The organism is Streptomyces sp. NPDC054796 (assembly GCF_053611545.1).
In genome coordinates this window covers 107,775-122,515 of record NZ_JBSHAO010000007.1, presented here as the reverse complement: position 1 = coordinate 122,515, position 14,741 = coordinate 107,775, and the positions used below count along the sequence as shown (strand labels likewise).

Annotated in this window: 14 protein-coding genes and 1 pseudogene; 9 read left to right on the top strand and 6 right to left on the bottom strand. The window is 72.6% G+C overall.

Features of this window, described 5'->3' with window-relative positions:
- The first annotated feature begins 29 nt into the window (after window positions 1-29).
- From ACWGJ2_RS08450 to ACWGJ2_RS08430, 5 genes are all read left to right on the top strand, one after another.
- Window positions 30-404 carry a hypothetical protein gene (locus tag ACWGJ2_RS08450; RefSeq protein ID WP_453345218.1) on the top strand — a complete coding sequence of 125 codons (375 nt, stop codon included), beginning with the start codon at window positions 30-32 and terminating at the stop codon, window positions 402-404.
- A 211-nt stretch (window positions 405-615) separates the two neighbouring features.
- On the top strand, window positions 616-3,684 hold the full coding sequence (locus tag ACWGJ2_RS08445) for a DEAD/DEAH box helicase (protein ID WP_453345319.1): 3,069 nt from the start codon (window positions 616-618) through the stop codon (window positions 3,682-3,684).
- A gap of 161 nt (window positions 3,685-3,845) precedes the next feature.
- The gene (locus tag ACWGJ2_RS08440) at window positions 3,846-5,144 is read left to right on the top strand and encodes an SWIM zinc finger family protein (protein ID WP_453345318.1); all 1,299 of its coding nucleotides are present in this window, start codon (window positions 3,846-3,848) and stop codon (window positions 5,142-5,144) included.
- 237 nt (window positions 5,145-5,381) lie between these two features.
- Window positions 5,382-6,230, top strand: a complete 849-nt coding sequence (locus tag ACWGJ2_RS08435) for a transporter substrate-binding domain-containing protein (protein ID WP_453345217.1) — start codon at window positions 5,382-5,384, stop codon at window positions 6,228-6,230.
- A 70-nt stretch (window positions 6,231-6,300) separates the two neighbouring features.
- Window positions 6,301-6,942 carry a uridine kinase gene (locus ACWGJ2_RS08430; RefSeq protein WP_453345216.1) on the top strand — a complete coding sequence of 214 codons (642 nt, stop codon included), beginning with the start codon at window positions 6,301-6,303 and terminating at the stop codon, window positions 6,940-6,942.
- Between the two features lie 10 nt (window positions 6,943-6,952).
- Here ACWGJ2_RS08430 and ACWGJ2_RS08425 read toward each other — a convergent pair whose 3' ends face one another.
- The 3 genes from ACWGJ2_RS08425 to ACWGJ2_RS08415 form a co-directional block, all read right to left on the bottom strand.
- Window positions 6,953-7,177, bottom strand: a complete 225-nt coding sequence (locus tag ACWGJ2_RS08425) for a hypothetical protein (RefSeq protein WP_453345215.1) — start codon at window positions 7,175-7,177, stop codon at window positions 6,953-6,955.
- A gap of 159 nt (window positions 7,178-7,336) precedes the next feature.
- On the bottom strand, window positions 7,337-8,089 hold the full coding sequence (locus ACWGJ2_RS08420; protein ID WP_453345214.1) for a hypothetical protein: 753 nt from the start codon (window positions 8,087-8,089) through the stop codon (window positions 7,337-7,339).
- Window positions 8,086-8,400, bottom strand: a complete 315-nt coding sequence (locus tag ACWGJ2_RS08415; protein ID WP_453345213.1) for a hypothetical protein — start codon at window positions 8,398-8,400, stop codon at window positions 8,086-8,088. The genes ACWGJ2_RS08420 and ACWGJ2_RS08415 overlap by 4 nt, the downstream gene beginning before the upstream one ends.
- Window positions 8,401-8,477: 77 nt before the next feature.
- On the opposite strand from ACWGJ2_RS08415, the gene ACWGJ2_RS08410 reads away from it, so the two are divergent.
- The 4 genes and pseudogenes from ACWGJ2_RS08410 to ACWGJ2_RS08395 all read left to right on the top strand — a co-directional run bounded on the left by ACWGJ2_RS08410 (window position 8,478) and on the right by ACWGJ2_RS08395 (window position 11,296).
- On the top strand, window positions 8,478-8,819 hold the full coding sequence (locus tag ACWGJ2_RS08410; RefSeq protein WP_453345212.1) for a hypothetical protein: 342 nt from the start codon (window positions 8,478-8,480) through the stop codon (window positions 8,817-8,819).
- A gap of 162 nt (window positions 8,820-8,981) precedes the next feature.
- Window positions 8,982-9,443, top strand: a pseudogene (locus tag ACWGJ2_RS08405) (type II toxin-antitoxin system PemK/MazF family toxin).
- A gap of 156 nt (window positions 9,444-9,599) precedes the next feature.
- The gene (locus ACWGJ2_RS08400; protein WP_453345211.1) at window positions 9,600-10,421 is read left to right on the top strand and encodes an MHYT domain-containing protein; all 822 of its coding nucleotides are present in this window, start codon (window positions 9,600-9,602) and stop codon (window positions 10,419-10,421) included.
- Between the two features lie 89 nt (window positions 10,422-10,510).
- A complete protein-coding gene (locus ACWGJ2_RS08395) occupies window positions 10,511-11,296 on the top strand; it encodes a PIG-L deacetylase family protein (protein WP_453345210.1) in 786 nt (261 codons plus the stop codon).
- 142 nt (window positions 11,297-11,438) lie between these two features.
- Here ACWGJ2_RS08395 and ACWGJ2_RS08390 read toward each other — a convergent pair whose 3' ends face one another.
- From ACWGJ2_RS08390 to ACWGJ2_RS08380, 3 genes are all read right to left on the bottom strand, one after another.
- Window positions 11,439-12,770: an MFS transporter gene (locus ACWGJ2_RS08390; RefSeq protein WP_453345317.1), complete on the bottom strand. Its 1,332-nt coding sequence runs from the start codon at window positions 12,768-12,770 to the stop codon at window positions 11,439-11,441.
- A gap of 284 nt (window positions 12,771-13,054) precedes the next feature.
- Window positions 13,055-13,870 (bottom strand): hypothetical protein, encoded by an 816-nt coding sequence (locus ACWGJ2_RS08385; protein ID WP_453345209.1) that lies wholly within the window; start codon window positions 13,868-13,870, stop codon window positions 13,055-13,057.
- A 124-nt stretch (window positions 13,871-13,994) separates the two neighbouring features.
- Window positions 13,995-14,636: a methylated-DNA--[protein]-cysteine S-methyltransferase gene (locus ACWGJ2_RS08380; RefSeq protein WP_453345208.1), complete on the bottom strand. Its 642-nt coding sequence runs from the start codon at window positions 14,634-14,636 to the stop codon at window positions 13,995-13,997.
- Window positions 14,637-14,741 lie beyond the last annotated feature (105 nt).

Below are 14,741 nucleotides of genomic sequence, written 5' to 3'. Positions count from 1 at the left end.
GCGCGGGCCGGGGCGCATACGGTGAGGGGATGGACATCGACGCCGCCGTCACCCTCGCCTCCGCCGCCGCTGGTGGCGCCGCCACCGCCGCGGGACAGAGCGCCTGGCAGTCCCTCGTCTCCCTCGTGCGCCGCGACGGGCGCACGCCCGCACCGGACGGGCCGGACCCCGCCTCCGTCGACCCCTCGAACGAGGACGCCGTCCGCGTCCTCGTCGGGCACATCGCCGACCGCGCACGGGACGACGGGGCGTTCGCGGCGGACCTCATCCGCTGGGCGGAGGCACATCGCGCCTCGATCCAGGTGGACAGGGCCGAGGTGCACAACACCATCTCGGGCAACGCCAAGATCAGCGGCAACGTCATCATGGCCCGCGACATCCAGGGCGGCATCAACTTGGGCTGAGCCCCCCACGCCCCGCCTCTGCTCTTGCCCCGCCCTGCTCATCCGCGCACGTCAGAACGGTGCGCCGGGTCCGTAGACTCGGGAACCGGAACCCGGAACGGGGCCGGGCGAGCACGGGCGGAACGTAAGACGCAAGACGTAAGGCGTGAGGCGTGAGGGAACGGTGACGGTGCGTACGTCGGGGCCGGGGGATGAGCGGCCCGCGAGTGACGTGCTCACGCGCTGTGCGGTGGCCTTCCTGCCGGGCGACCCGCCGCGCGAGGGCCGGTTCGCCTTCTGGAGCCCGGACGGCACGCCGCCTCCCGACCACGCCGGGGGCGAGCGGTCCGACCTCACCGTCGTCGCACGGACACCGGAGACCGGGGAGGACGACAGGGGCCGGGAGGGCGACGGGGCGGGGGCGGACGGGGTACGTGCCGTGACCGTGCCCGCGCTCCTGCTGCCCGTCGCCGACGCCGTACCCCTCCTCGTACGGGCCCGGCTCGCGCCCACGCCCGCGCGCCCCGTCGCGCATCCGGCCGCCGCTGCCTGGGGAGCGGCGGCCCTGCACGCGCTGCATCTGGTGGCGCGGGGTCGGCTGCTGCCCGGTCTGACGGGCGGGGACGCCGACGCCTGGCGGGCCGGTCCGCTGGAGAGCGACGACATCGCGTATCTGCGGGCCGTCGCCGCGGCCATGCCCGCCGAGGCCCACGCCGTGCCGCTGCCGCACGCCGCCTTCCCCGGCGGCCCACGCTCCTCGCGGGAAGCGGCGGCCACGGGTCCGCCGCGACTGCCCGCGCCGGAGGCGCTCGTACGGGCGCTGCTCGACGCCGTCGCCGACACCCTGCCCCGTACGCCCGCAGGGCCCGCCGCCGTCGGCGCGCCCTTCGCCGCGCACGCGCCGCAGCGGCTGCCCCGCGCACGCGAGTGGGCCGCGGAGATCGCGGCGGGTGCCGACGCGGGCGTACGGATCTCGCTGCGCCTGGACCTCTCCGCACGCGATCTCTTCGACGGCGGCGCGGCACCGGAACCCCGCGCCCCCTCCGATCCCTCCGGCTCCTCCGACCCCTCGGCCCCCGCGGGGGCGGGCGGCGCGGACGAGTCGCACTCGGGCGCCGCTGCCGTCGTGCAGGTGCACAGCCTCGCCGATCCGACGCTCGTCGCCGACACGGCCCAACTGTGGGCCGACGAGGAGACGGCCGAGCGCTTCGGCTCCCGCGCGCGGGTCGAGACGCTGCTGACGCTGCGCCGCGCGGCCCGCGTATGGTCCCCGCTGGCGCGACTGCTGGACCGGCCGGTCCCCGACGTACTGCCGCTGACAGGCGACGAGGTGTACGACCTGCTGGGCCGGGCAGCGGCGAGGCTGGGCGCGGCCGGGGTCCAGGTGCACTGGCCGCGTGAGCTGGCGCGGGAGCTGACGGCCACGGCCGTCGTACGGAGCCCGGCGCCCGGCTCGGCGGCCGACGGCTTTGGCTTCTTCGACACCGACGAACTCCTCCAGTTCCGCTGGCAGCTCGCGCTCGGCGGCGAGCCGCTGACGGAGGAGGAGATGGACGCGCTCGCCGAGGCGCACCGGCCTGTCGTGCGGCTGCGGGACGAGTGGGTGCTCGTCGATCCCGCGCTCGTGCGCAAGGCGCGCAAGCGCGACCTCGGCCTGCTGGACCCGGCCGACGCGCTGGCGGTCGTGCTGACAGGCGAGGCCGAGGTGGACGGGGAGCGCGTCGAGGCGGTGCCGGTCGGCGCGGTCGCGCGGCTCCGCGAGCGGCTGACGGCCGAGCCGGGACCCGTCGCGGCGCCCGAGGGGCTGCGTGCCACGCTGCGCGACTACCAACTGCGCGGTCTGGCGTGGCTGGACCTGATGACCTCGGCCGGGCTGGGCGCCTGCCTCGCGGACGACATGGGCCTGGGCAAGACCGTCACTCTCATCGCGCTGCATCTGCGACGGGCCCAGGCGCGACGGGATCAACGGGATCGGGGGCAGGCCCGTGAGGGGGCGGGTGCCGCGACCCTCGTCGTCTGCCCCGCCTCGCTGCTCGGCAACTGGCAGCGCGAGATCGAACGCTTCGCGCCCGGCGTGCCCGTGCGGCGCTTCCATGGGCCCGAGCGCTCCCTGGAAGGGCTGGCCGGAACCGGAACCGGAACCGGAGCCAGAACGGGCGAGGGTTCCGGTACGGAGGAACCCGGCTTCGTCCTCACCACGTACGGCACCCTCCGCACCAGCGCAGCGCAACTCGCCGCGCACGACTGGGGCATGGTCGTCGCCGACGAGGCCCAGCACGTCAAGAACCCCCGGTCGGCGACGGCCAGGGCACTGCGGACGGTCAAGGCGCCGGCGCGGGTCGCCCTCACCGGGACGCCCGTCGAGAACAACCTCTCCGAGCTGTGGGCCCTGCTCGACTGGACGACGCCGGGGCTGCTCGGCCCGCTGACGACGTTCCGCGCGCGGCACGCGCGCGCCGTCGAGGGCGGCGAGGACCCCGACGCGACGGCGCGGCTGGCCCGGCTGGTGCGGCCGTTCCTGCTGCGGCGCAAGAAGTCGGACCCCGGCGTCGCGCCCGAGCTGCCGCCCAAGACCGTCACCGACCACCCCGTCGCGCTCGGCCGCGAACAGGCCGCGCTCTACGAGGCCGCCGTGCGCGAGACGCTCGCCCGCATCGAGGAAGCGGAGGGCATGGCCCGGCGCGGCCTGGTCATGAAGCTGCTCACCTCGCTCAAGCAGATCTGCAACCACCCGGCGCAGTACCTGCGGGAAGCGGCCCCCGGCGCCACCGCGCGCTCGGGGAAGCTGGAACTCCTCGACGAACTGCTCGACACGATCCTCGCCGAGGATGGCGCCGTCCTCGTCTTCACGCAGTACGTGGAGATGGCGCGCCTGCTGGCCACGCACCTCGCGGACCGCGGCATTCCGGCCCAACTGCTGCACGGCGGCACGCCCGTCGCGCGGCGCGAGCAGATGGTCGACGCGTTCCAGGCGGGCGAGGTGCCCGTCTTCCTCCTCTCCCTCAAGGCGGCGGGCACGGGCCTCAACCTCACCCGTGCCGGGCACGTGATCCACTACGACCGCTGGTGGAACCCGGCCGTCGAGGAACAGGCCACGGACCGCGCGTACCGCATCGGGCAGACCCAGCCCGTACAGGTGCACCGGCTGGTCAGCGAGGGGTCCGTCGAGGACAAGGTGAGCCAACTGCTGGAGGCGAAGCGGGAGTTGGCGGACGCCGTGCTGGGCGGTGGCGGCGAGGCCGCGCTGACCGAGCTGACCGACGCGGAACTCGCCGATCTCGTCTCGCTGCGGAGGACATGATGAGAGACGGCTCCCTGCCCCCGGCCTCCGCCCCGCGCTCGTCGGCTTCCCCGCCCCCGCCCCGGCCCTCGCGCTCGTCCCCGTCGCGGACTCTCGCGCCGGATCCCGGCAGCCGCGGCCCGTTCGCCCGGTCGTGGTGGGGGAACGCCTGGGTGCGGGCGATGGAGGAGGGCTCCTCCATCGACCCCGGCCGCCTCTCGCGGGGACGTACGTACGCGCGCGGCGGAAACGTCGACGCGATCACGGTCACGCCCGGCCGGATCGTGGCCCAGGTGCACGGCAGCCGTTCGCGCCCCTACCGCGCCGAGGTCCGGCTCCGCACGTTCGGCGACGCCGAATGGGACGCCCTGCTCGACGCGGTCGCCGCCCGGCCCGCCCGTATCGCGGCGCTCCTCGCGAAGGACATGCCCCGCGATCTGGTGACCGCGGCCGAGGAGGCGGGCGTGCGGCTGCTTCCCGACGCCAGGGAACTGGACTGGCGCTGCTCGTGCCCCGACCGGGGCCACCCCTGCAAGCACGCCGCCGCGCTCTGCTACCGCGCCGCGCACTTCCTGGACGCCGACCCCTTCGTCCTGCTGCTGATGCGTGGCCGCGAGGAGAGCGAACTCCTCGACGAACTGGCCCGCCGCAACACGGCGCGCGCCGCCGGCGCGCCGCCGTCGTCCTCGCATGCGGAGGGCGTCGGCGCCCGCGAGGCGTTCGCGACGGCGGTCCGCCCGCCGCTGCCCGACCCGCTTCCGGTTCCCGAGGCGCCGGGCCAGCCGCCCCTGTTCCCCGACGCTTCCGATGCCGCGGGTGCCGCCGATGTGCCCGAGGGCTCCGGTGCCGCCGGTGCCGTCGGTGTCGCCGGTGCCGTTGATGTGCCGGAACCGGCCGCGCTCGAATTCCTGGCCACGGACGCGGCGGCCCGCGCCCACGCCTTCCTCGCGGGGACGGTCAGGGCGGCGGGGACGCCCGGGTCGGCCGGGGCGGACGTCGGGCCCGGTGACGACGGGTCAGTGGACGCGCCGCCGCCCCCGGACCCCTTCGCACGGCTGTCCCCCTGGCACGACGCGGTCCGGCTGGCGGCGACCCACCCCCACCTCACCGGCCGCCGCACCTTCTCCCCTCTCTTCGCGGAACTCGCCCGCGCCACGGGGCACACCGCGCAGGACCTCGCGCGTGCGGCTGCGGCCTGGCGGCAGGGCGGCGCGGCGGGCCTGGCGGTGCTGGAGGACGCGTGGGACCCGCCCGCCGGTGGCTTCGACCGTGCGCGCGGGGCGCTGTCGGCCGCTGACCTGCCCCGTATGACCATCCGCCGCAACCACCTCACCGACCCCACGGGCACGTTCCAGCTCCGCTACGGGAGAGACGGCCGCTGGTACCCGTACCGCAGCGAACCGGCCCGCGACGACTGGTGGCCAGAAGGTCCCGCCGACGACGATCCGGTGGGCGCGCTCACGGGCTTGCTGGACGAGTGAGCGGCGAACGCGAGGCGAGGGCGGGGCGGGTCGAGCCCGCACGTCCACGTATCGCACGTATCCCACGTACCCCACATATCGCCTGGTGAGCAGGGCCTTCACCCCCGACTTCTCTTCTGGCACGCTGAGCGCTTCGACCGGACCTCACCGTTCCACGGGCCCGGCCGTGCCTCTCGTCCACGCCTCGCCCTCGCCCCTCGCCCTCGCCCCTCGTCGCCGCGTACAGGAGCCGCCGTCATGAAGCGCGCCGCCACGTTGTCCGCCCTCGCCTGTCTGCTCGCCGTGACCGGCGCGGCGCCCTCGGCCCCCGCGCCGTCCCCGGGGCCCTCCGCTTCGCGGGACGCGTCGGTCAACGCGGCGAGCGCGCGGAAGGGACACGCCTCCCTCCTCGATACGGTTCCCGAGCGCGGGCTCCTGCGCGTGTGCACGACGGGCGACTACCGCCCCTTCACCCATCTCGACCCCGAGAAGGGCACGTACAGCGGCGTGGACATCGACATGGCCCGCGATCTCGCGACGAGCCTCGAAGCCAAGCCGAAGTACGTCGCGACGATGTGGGCGAAGCTCGTCGACGACCTCTCGTCGGGCAAGTGCGACATCGCCGTGGGCGGCGTCTCCATCACGCTCCCGCGCGCCCGCGACGTCTACTTCAGCGAGCCCACCCGCGAGGACGGCAAGACGCCGATCGTGCGCTGCGAGGACAAGGACAAGTACCAGACGCTCCAGCAGATCGACCAGCCCGGCACCACGGTGATCGTGAACCCGGGCGGGACGAACGAGCAGTTTGCGCGCGACAACATCAAGCAGGCGACCATCAAGCTGCACCCCGAGAACACCACGATCTTCCAGGAGATCGTCGAGGGCCGCGCCGACGTGATGATGACCGACGCGAGCGAGACCCGCTACCAGGCCAAGATCCACCCCGAGCTGTGCTCCGTCCACCCCGACGAGCCCTTCACGTTCTCGGAGAAGGCGTACGCGCTGCCGCGCGGGGACGAGCAGTTCAAGGAGTACGTGGACCAGTTCGTGCACCTCGCCACGCACGACGGCACGTACAAGAAGTACGAGGACGAGTGGATGAAGTGAGGTCTGGCCGTTCTGCCGTTCTGGTGTCCGGCGGCCCGCCGGGGGAGCGGGGCGCGTGCATCATGGGCGGATGCCGTTCGAACCGATCACCTGGGAGCGCCTGACCGAATCCCTCGCCGACCGCGTCGCGGCGACGAAGACGGGGGACGGCGGGCCCTGGCTACGGGTCGCGCTCGACGGCGCACCGCCCGCGCGCCCAGCCCGCCTCGCGGAACGCCTCGCCGAGGCACTGCGCGTACGGGGCCGTCCCGCGCTGACGGTCGCGGCCGACGGTTTCCTGCGCCAGGCTTCGCTGCGGCTCGAATACGGCAGGCGGGACCCCGACGCGTACTACGACCTCTGGTACGACACGAGTGCGCTGTGGCGCGAGGTCTTCAACCCCCTGGACCCGGGCGGGAGCGGCCTCGTGCTCCCCGACCTGCGCGACCCGTCGACGGACCGGGCCACCCGCAGCGACCGCGTACGCCTCGCCGAGGGCGGGGTACTGCTGCTGCACGGGCCGCTGCTGCTCGGCCGCTGGTTTCCGTTCGACCTGTCCGTCCACCTGAAACTGACCCCCGCTGCGCTGGAACGGCGCTCCGAGGAGAGCGCGCGCTGGACGCTGCCCGCGTTCGCCCGCTACGAGGAAGAGGTCTCCCCGGAGACCACCGCCGACGTGGTGATCCGCGCGAACGATCCCCGTCACCCCGCGTGGAACGCACAGGGCGAGTGAGGTGCGCGGGTCAGCGCCGTGAGGGGGCGCGCTCGGCGTCGATCTCGCTCCGCAGCCCCGCGAGATAGCGCCGCGCCTCCGCCTCTTCTCCGGCCCGCGACTCCGGCGACTGCCGCTCGTACTCGTGCCGGGCCGCGCCCACCCGGTCCGCGAGCGCGTCCGCGTAGACACCGACCCGTACGGCTTCCCGCAACCCCATCCGCCCGGCGAGCACCTCCCGCGCCATCTCCCCCAACGCGCCCCGACTCCCCCCGCCCCCACCTTCCGCCAACCGCTCCAACGCCCGCCTCAACGCCCGCGCCCGCACCTGATCCCCTCCGGTGAGCGGCAAGAACTCAACATCCTGAACCTGCAACGCTTCCCGCCCGGAAGCGTCGTTGCCCTGCGCCATGTGTCAGCTCCTCGTGGGGACGGCGGGGTGGTCGTATGCGGTGCCGGGGACGGGGAAATCGGTCAACTGGCTCGCCAGCGCGGAACTTGATCCTTGAATGAGGAAAACGCTTCCGTTGACCGCGTTCTGAGCCTTGGCGATGATCTTGGTGAGCTGGCCCCAGTGTTCGATGAGACGGGCAATATGCACGGACGCCACGCCGTACCCGACTGCGGCACCAACACCGGTCCAAGAGAGGAGGGATCCTTCCGCTAGGAGGATCGCAGTGATGATGGCGTCGTCCACCAGCGCCAACAGAACCCCTTTGGCGGCCTCGGCGCCGGAGTAGACGGCATGGGTGATGCTCAGATACTGCGCGGATAATTCCGAAAGGGGATGGTCGTAGTCGTCCACTTTCCCCCGGAGGGATTCGAAGTAGAGATACGCCGAGTCTGCGGCATTTCCGTGCCAGCTCGCATCTATTTCGCGATTCCCTGAGCCCAGGTTGGTGGAGATGTCACCGCACATCTTGCCGAGGTTCTTCCATGCGTCAGCGCATCTCCCGAAGGATTCCCAGTCGCCGGAGAAACAATTGACGATCTCGTCGACCGGATTGAAGCCGAAGGCGATTTCGTAAACTTCCAGCACCCATGCCGATGGGCTGAGTGCGTCGCTTACGTCGTTGAAGGTGTCGAGGGCACCCCGTGAGAACTCATCAGGTGGCTTGGGTGGCGTCAGTCGCGATGTCGGTTCAGTGGTGTCGCGGAATCCAGTCATCGTTTTTCCGTTGGGTACGTGGCGTCAACTCGGCGGGCCACATCGATGTCGGTGGTTCGGTAGTACGTGCCCGTACGCGAGAGTTCGTTGCTGCAAGCGTTCAGAACCGTGGCCAAGCGCGTCAGTGCTGATGTGACATCGTCAACGACGGCGTTGTGCGGGCTGAGGAGAGTCTTGAAGATCCCTTCGTGCCAAGCCTCGATGGACGTGTGCTTTTCGATGTATCTGAGCCCGTCGGTGATGTCGTCTTTTGCGCGGCTCACTAGGTGTGAGAAGGAGGTGAGGTCGGACGGTTCAACTTCAAGCCTCATGCCAGCCCTTGGAATTGAGGGACGGGTAACGCGGCACGCGGGGAGATGTGTGCTGCGGGCGATGTAGGTTACACGCCATGCTGGATGACAAAGATGATCTCGGTAAGGAGTTCGCTCGCTCCCCGCTGTCGAACCCGCTGGTTCAGGGCGTCTACGAGGATGCTCAGCGGCGTATGCGGTGGAACGCGACGGCACTCGTGGTGTTGCTTTCAGCAATGGGGGCCTGGGTACCTTTGTTCGGTGCCATCGTTGGTGACCGCCCCGTCCTGCTGCCTGCAATCGGCACCTTGTTGACGCTGCTGGCGCTATATCTGGGGATCGTTGGATGGCGCAAGAAGAAGTGGAGGTACACCTTGGGGGCCAATGTCTTGGCGGCTACGTGGGTGGTCCCGCTCCTTGCGTTGCGTGCGCTGTGGTGAATTCCGGTCCTGCTCCAGAAGTGATGGGCTTGTCACTGGATAGAGGTTCCCCTGGTCTCATAACTAGCCCGAACGGGTGACCCTCCGCACCGCCCCGGCGCCCGGTGCGAACCGAGGGTGGGCGCAACCTCGGCGTGCGGGGCTTGGGGATAGCTTGCAGGTATGGATCATGTGAGCGACCAGATGCAAGGCGTTGGCGCGCTGCCCGGGCAGAGTGGGTATGCCGCGACGGCGGAGATCGCGCCGCGTGCCGTCGGGCAGGTGCGGACCACCTACGCGCCGGATCCGGACGGGGACCCGGACCCGGGGGAGATCGTGTGGACGTGGGTGCCGTACGAGGAAGGGGACGGCCGCGGGAAGGACCGGCCCGTGCTGATCGTGGCCCGCGAGGAGCGCGGGACCGTGCTGGCCGTGCAGTTGACGTCCCGTCAGCGCGACGGTGACCCGGACTGGCTCCCCCTCGGCGCCGGACCGTGAGACCGGAGCGGCCGGGACTCGTGGGTCGGCATCGACCGCGTGCTCCGGATCCACCCCTCGGGCATGCGCCGCGAGGCATGCGCCCTGGACCGTGCCCGGTTCAACCGCGTCGTCCACCGCCTGCAACAGGTCTACGGCTGGCGGTGACCCCCTGATCCCTCGCCGTACTCGCGAGTACCGACTTGGTCAAAGGGGCGCGCGCAGGGGTGCGCGTCTCTAGCATGGGGCGGCCACATGTGTGTTCATTGTGTGACGGTTCCTTGTTTGTGAAGCGGTCTCCCGCGTAAGGATGGCGATGGGGCGATGGTGATATCGGCGGTGGCGGTTCCGGTCGACGCGTTCTCGTACGGGCTGGTGACGCCGCTGGCGGCGTACGCCGTGGCCTGCCTGGGCAGCGCGTTAGGACTCAGATGCACGGCGCGGGCGCTGAGCGTGGACCGCTCGGAGCGGAAGGGCTGGCTGACGCTCGGCGCCCTGGCGATCGGTACGGGCATCTTCGCGATGCACTTCATCGCGATGATGGGCTTCACGGCCCAGGGCGTCGACATCGGTTACGACTTGCTCACGACGTACGCCAGTCTTCTCGTCGCCGTGGTCGTGACCGGCGTCGGTGTCTTCCTCGTCGGATACAAGGGGCGGAACTCCGGTGCCCTGCTCGGCGGTGGGGCGATCACCGGTCTCGGTGTCGCGGCCATGCACTACTTGGGCATGGCGGGGATGCGAATGTCGGGCGAGGTCGTCTACGAGACCGGCACCGTCGTGCTCTCCATCGGTATCGCGGTCTTCGCGGCCACGGCCGCGCTCTGGTTCGCGACGTCCGTGAAACTCTTCGGCTCCGCGCTCGGCGCCGCCCTCATCATGGGCGTCGCCGTCAGCGGCATGCACTACACCGCCATGGAGGCGGTGTCGGTTCACATCCACGGGTCAGGGCTGGGCGGAGGCGGCACCTCCGTCATTGGCACGCTGACTCCGATCCTCATCGGCCCCGTACTGCTGCTCCTGTTCGTCGCGCTCTTCGTGAGCCTCGACCCGATGATGGAAAGGGACCGACGCCGCCAGTGGGGGAGCAGGCCGGGAGAGACCACCGGTGAGAAGCTGGAGTGGACACCGTTCGAACGGCGTTGACCAGCCCGACCAGCCCCGACCAGCACGCGCGTCACCCGCCACCCGTCACCCGCCCCACCCGTCACCGTGAACAGGGGATGAGAGCAGCGATGACCACGCCGCAGCAGCCGCCACCGCAGCAGCCGTCACCACTGGAGGACATGCCGGAGGACTGGCAGCGCGCGCTCGCGGTCGTCGCGCATCCCGACGATCTGGAGTACGGGGCAGCGGCGGCCGTCGCCGAGTGGGTCGAGGCCGGGAAAGAGGTCACGTACCTGCTGGTCACGCGGGGCGAGGCCGGGATCGACGGGCTCGCGCCCGACGAGTGCGCCACCGTGCGCGAGGCCGAACAGCGGGCGAGCGCACGGGCCGTCGGCGTCTCGGCGGTCGAGTTCCTCGGGTACCGGGACGGCGTCATCGAGGAGGGCCCGGCGCTGCGCGAGGACATCGCGGCAGCCGTACGCAGGCACCGGCCCGAACTGGTCGTCACCATCAACCACCACGACACATGGGGCGGTACGTACTGGAACACCCCCGACCACCGTGCGGTCGGCCGCGCCGTGCTCGACGCCGTGGGCGACGCGGGGAACCGGTGGATCTTCCCCGGGCAGTTGGAGCGCGACGGTACCGGCACCGGCACCGGCATCGGCACGTGGGGCGGGGTGCGCTGGGTCGCCGTCGCCGCGTCTCCGTACGCGACGCACGCGGCACCGGTCGGCGACAAGGCCGTCGAACGCGCCGTCGCCTCGCTGGCCGAGCACCGCGCGTACCTCACCGCGCTCAGCGACGAGGATCCCGTGGCCTACGCGCGCTCCGTCGTCGACCGAGGGCTGGGCATGGGCGCGGAGCGCTACGGCGGACGGCGGTGCGTCTCCTTCCAGTTGTATCCGCGGTGAGCCGTTGGGGCCGGACGGGGGGTCGGACAGGGCCGGAAGGGGGTCGGACGGAGCGCTACGGGCCGGTTCACGGCCGGATTCGGGCCCCGCGAGATTGACACGACCGGGGGACGGCGAACGGCCTAGCGCTGGGCCGCCCGGGTTACCCGTGCCGTCTCAGGGCGAGGAGCGCGAGGGCGGCGACGGGGAGGAGCAGCGCCGCTCCCATCACGTTGAGCCACCCGTATCCGGCCTGCGCGACGACGAGCCCGGAGAGGGCCCCGCCGACTCCGGCACACGCGTTCATGGTGAGGTCGGAGAGGCCCTGGGCCGCGGCGCGTGTCGCCTGGGGTACGGAGTCGGTGAGCAGGGCCGAGCCCGAGACGAGGCCCGCCGACCAGCCGAGGCCGAGGAGGAAGAGCCCGGCCGCCGACTGGACGTGGCTGCCGTCCGACGTCCCCGCGAGGGCCGCGGCGCAGACGAGCAGCGCGAGGGCCAGGAAGATGACGCTGAGCCGTCCGATGCGGTCGGCGAGCCAGCCCATCAACGGCGAGAACGCGTACATCCCGGTGATGTGGCCGCTGATGACGAGGCCGATCAGCTCGATTCCGGCGCCGTGGTGACCGAGGTCGACCGGTGTCATGACCATGATCGAGACCATGGCGGTGTGCGAGCCCGCGATCGTGGCGAGGGCGAGGCGGGCGCGCGGGGAGGCGGCGACTGCGGCCAGCCCGGCCCGCAGCGAACGCTCCTCCGCGCCGGTGCCGACGGTGCCGGTACCGGTTCCTGCCTCCGCACTGCCCGTCTCCGCCGGGTGAGCCGTCTCCGCCGCCGCGTGGGCCGCGTCTGCCGCGGCGAGCGCGCGGGCCGTGAGCAGGGGGTCGGGACGCAGGAGTACGTGGACCAGTGCGGCGGCCACGACGAAGACGCCGGTCGCCCACAGGAAGGGGCCAGCGGCGGCCGGTATGCCGAGGCCGGCGACGCTGCGCCCGGCCGGAGCGGCGATGTTCGGGCCGAGTACTGCGCCGATGGTCGTGGCCCAGACAACGGTGGAGATCGCCCTTCCCCGCTGGTCGGGCTCGGCGAGATCGGCCGCGGCGAAGCGGGCCTGGAGGTTGGCGGAGCTGCCGGCGCCGAAGGCCGTCATGCCGCACAGCAGGAGCGGGAAGTTCCCGAGGGCGGCCCCGACCACGACGACCGCGCCGCCGACAGCCCCGATCAGATAGGCGAGGGTGAGTCCGGGACGACGGCCCCGCGCCGCCATCAGCGAGGCGAGCGGCAGCGACAGCAGCGCGGTACCGATCACCGACGAGGTGGAGGCCAGCCCGGAGACCGCCTCCGAGCCGCCGATGTCCTTGGCCAGCACGGCGGCCAGCGCGATGGCCGTCGCCACGCCGAGGCCGCCCAGGATCTGGCTGACGATGAGCACGGCGTTCGTACGGCGCCGCAGCGCGGGGAGGTCGGCCCATGAGGGGAGTCCTGGCACGCCCGGCAGCTCGCGTGGACCGGGTGCGCCGGGCGGGCCGGGTGGGCCAGGTATGGCCGCTCCGGTGGCCGGATCGACCGCGTCCGCCGTGGGGGTCGCCGGGTCCGAGGCGCTGCGGCCGGTGCCGGGGGAGGGGCGTGCGCCCTTGCCTATGTCAGGAGTGTCGGCCTCGTGATGGGTGTCGGTCACGGCGGGAGTCTGTCACCGAGGAGCGTGCGCAGGCCATGCTTTTGCCGCCCGTCCACACGTTCTGCCTCCTCGGCGCCCGCTCCGGCCCCGGGCGCGCCGCGCGGTCAGGGCCGCCGCGGGGCCGCTCTCCGTGCGGTGGAGGTGGCGGGGGCGGGGCGGCCTCCGGCCTCCGCCGCGGCCCGGCGGCGGCACTCCCCGGCCAGTGCCGGATACGCGGCGGCTATCGCCCCGTACATCCGCCCGCGCAGCACCCGCGTGCCCTCGTCCCTGCTGTCGGTCGTCGGCAGGGCCTCCAGCAGGGAGTGCCGGTCACCCAGCAGCTCGTACAGATAGCGCACCTGCCAGCGGGCCAGCGCTGCCGGATCCGCCGTGTCCACCGTGGCGGGGCTGGGGACGTGGCCCCAGCTGTCGGCGGCGCGCTGCGCGTCCCGCACGTTGCGGTGCTCGACCGCGCGGCGCGCCAGCTCGCCGGGGGAGAGCCGCGGCAACTCCATCGGCGCCGTCCTGACCGCTTCGAGCGCCCGCTCCCTGCGCCGGTCAGCGGCCCGCCGCAGTGCCTCGCCGCGGCGTCGGCGCGCCGTGCTCGTGCGCGCGAAGACGGGATCGCGTTCGGCCTCGTCGACCCGCGTCGTGAGGTACAGCTCCATGGGCTCCGTCCGGTCGGGCCCGCCGAGCAGAGCGCGTATCAGTCCGGGCGTCCAGCCCCGTGCCTTGAGCGTGTCCAGCGAGCAGAAGGTGACCGCCCGCTGCCGCTCCACCGCGGACGCCCCCTGCGACGACCGCCCCTGTGAGGGCCGACCCTGCGACGACCGTTCCCGCGCGGGCGGCTCAGCGCTGGGCCGCAGCCGCGCGGGCTCGTACGGCGAAGGAGCGCGCCGCACGGGGGCGTGCTGCGTGAACGCTGAACGGGGCACCGTCATGATCCGTCCTCCTCCGGGCCGTGGCGGCCGTACCAGCCATGGCACACGAGCGGCGCCCACCACGCGACCCGGACCACGCGAACCCGGACCGCACCCCCAGAGACCGGAGCCTCGCCGATCCGGCTCAGAACAGCGGTTCCGGCAGCAGCCCCTCCAGGGCCAGGAGCGTGCGCTTGGTCTCCAGGCCGCCGCCGAAGCCGCCTATGCCGCCGCCGCTCTCGACCACGCGGTGGCAGGCGACGACGACCGGCAGCGGATTGGAGCCCATGGCCGCGCCCACCGCACGCGCCGCGCCCGGTTCCCCGACCCGGTCGGCGAGGTCCTGATAGCCGACCGTGGCGCCGAAGGGGACGGACTCGTGCAGCGCGTGCAGAACCCGTGCGTTGAAGCCTCCGGACAGGGACCAGTCCAGGTCCACGGTGAAGGCGCGCAGCTCGCCGCGGAAATACGCGTCGAGCTGGGAGGCGGCCTCGCCGAGGACGGCGTCCGCCGGGTCCCGTATCTCCTCCGGGCCGGGGCCCTCGGCGCCCGCGGGCACCGCCCCGCCCGGGACTGACCCCCCCTGCACCGCCCCGCTCCAGGGCCTGGGCTCGCAGGCCAGGCGTCCCGCCAGTCGGGTGAGCGCCTTGTCCGCCGTGGGCGCGTCGGCGTGGAAGACCACATTGACCAGGCCCTCGCCGGTCGCGGCGAGCAGCAGCGGCCCGAGGGGGGTGTCCCGTACCGCCCACGCACAGGAACGGGCCGTGCTCGCCGTCGTCTCAGTCATACGGGAACCCTAGAGCCGCCCACTGACAAGCGGCTCCCGGGCGGCCGGGGGACGGCCCCGGAGCGGATCCGGAACGGCCCCTTCCCGGCTGTTGCCCGTATTGGC

Excerpts from the sequence above, each read along its gene's own strand:
- ACWGJ2_RS08450 (WP_453345218.1), top strand. The coding sequence starts at position 30 with ATGGACATCGACGCCGCCGTCACCCTCGCCTCCGCCGCCGCTGGTGGC.
- ACWGJ2_RS08440 (WP_453345318.1), top strand. The coding sequence starts at position 3,846 with ATGGAGGAGGGCTCCTCCATCGACCCCGGCCGCCTCTCGCGGGGACGT.
- ACWGJ2_RS08435 (WP_453345217.1), top strand. The coding sequence starts at position 5,382 with ATGAAGCGCGCCGCCACGTTGTCCGCCCTCGCCTGTCTGCTCGCCGTG.
- ACWGJ2_RS08430 (WP_453345216.1), top strand. The coding sequence starts at position 6,301 with ATGCCGTTCGAACCGATCACCTGGGAGCGCCTGACCGAATCCCTCGCC.
- ACWGJ2_RS08420 (WP_453345214.1), bottom strand. The coding sequence starts at position 8,089 with ATGACTGGATTCCGCGACACCACTGAACCGACATCGCGACTGACGCCA.
- ACWGJ2_RS08415 (WP_453345213.1), bottom strand. The coding sequence starts at position 8,400 with ATGAGGCTTGAAGTTGAACCGTCCGACCTCACCTCCTTCTCACACCTA.
- ACWGJ2_RS08410 (WP_453345212.1), top strand. The coding sequence starts at position 8,478 with ATGCTGGATGACAAAGATGATCTCGGTAAGGAGTTCGCTCGCTCCCCG.
- ACWGJ2_RS08400 (WP_453345211.1), top strand. The coding sequence starts at position 9,600 with ATGGTGATATCGGCGGTGGCGGTTCCGGTCGACGCGTTCTCGTACGGG.
- ACWGJ2_RS08395 (WP_453345210.1), top strand. The coding sequence starts at position 10,511 with ATGACCACGCCGCAGCAGCCGCCACCGCAGCAGCCGTCACCACTGGAG.
- ACWGJ2_RS08385 (WP_453345209.1), bottom strand. The coding sequence starts at position 13,870 with ATGACGGTGCCCCGTTCAGCGTTCACGCAGCACGCCCCCGTGCGGCGC.
- ACWGJ2_RS08380 (WP_453345208.1), bottom strand. The coding sequence starts at position 14,636 with ATGACTGAGACGACGGCGAGCACGGCCCGTTCCTGTGCGTGGGCGGTA.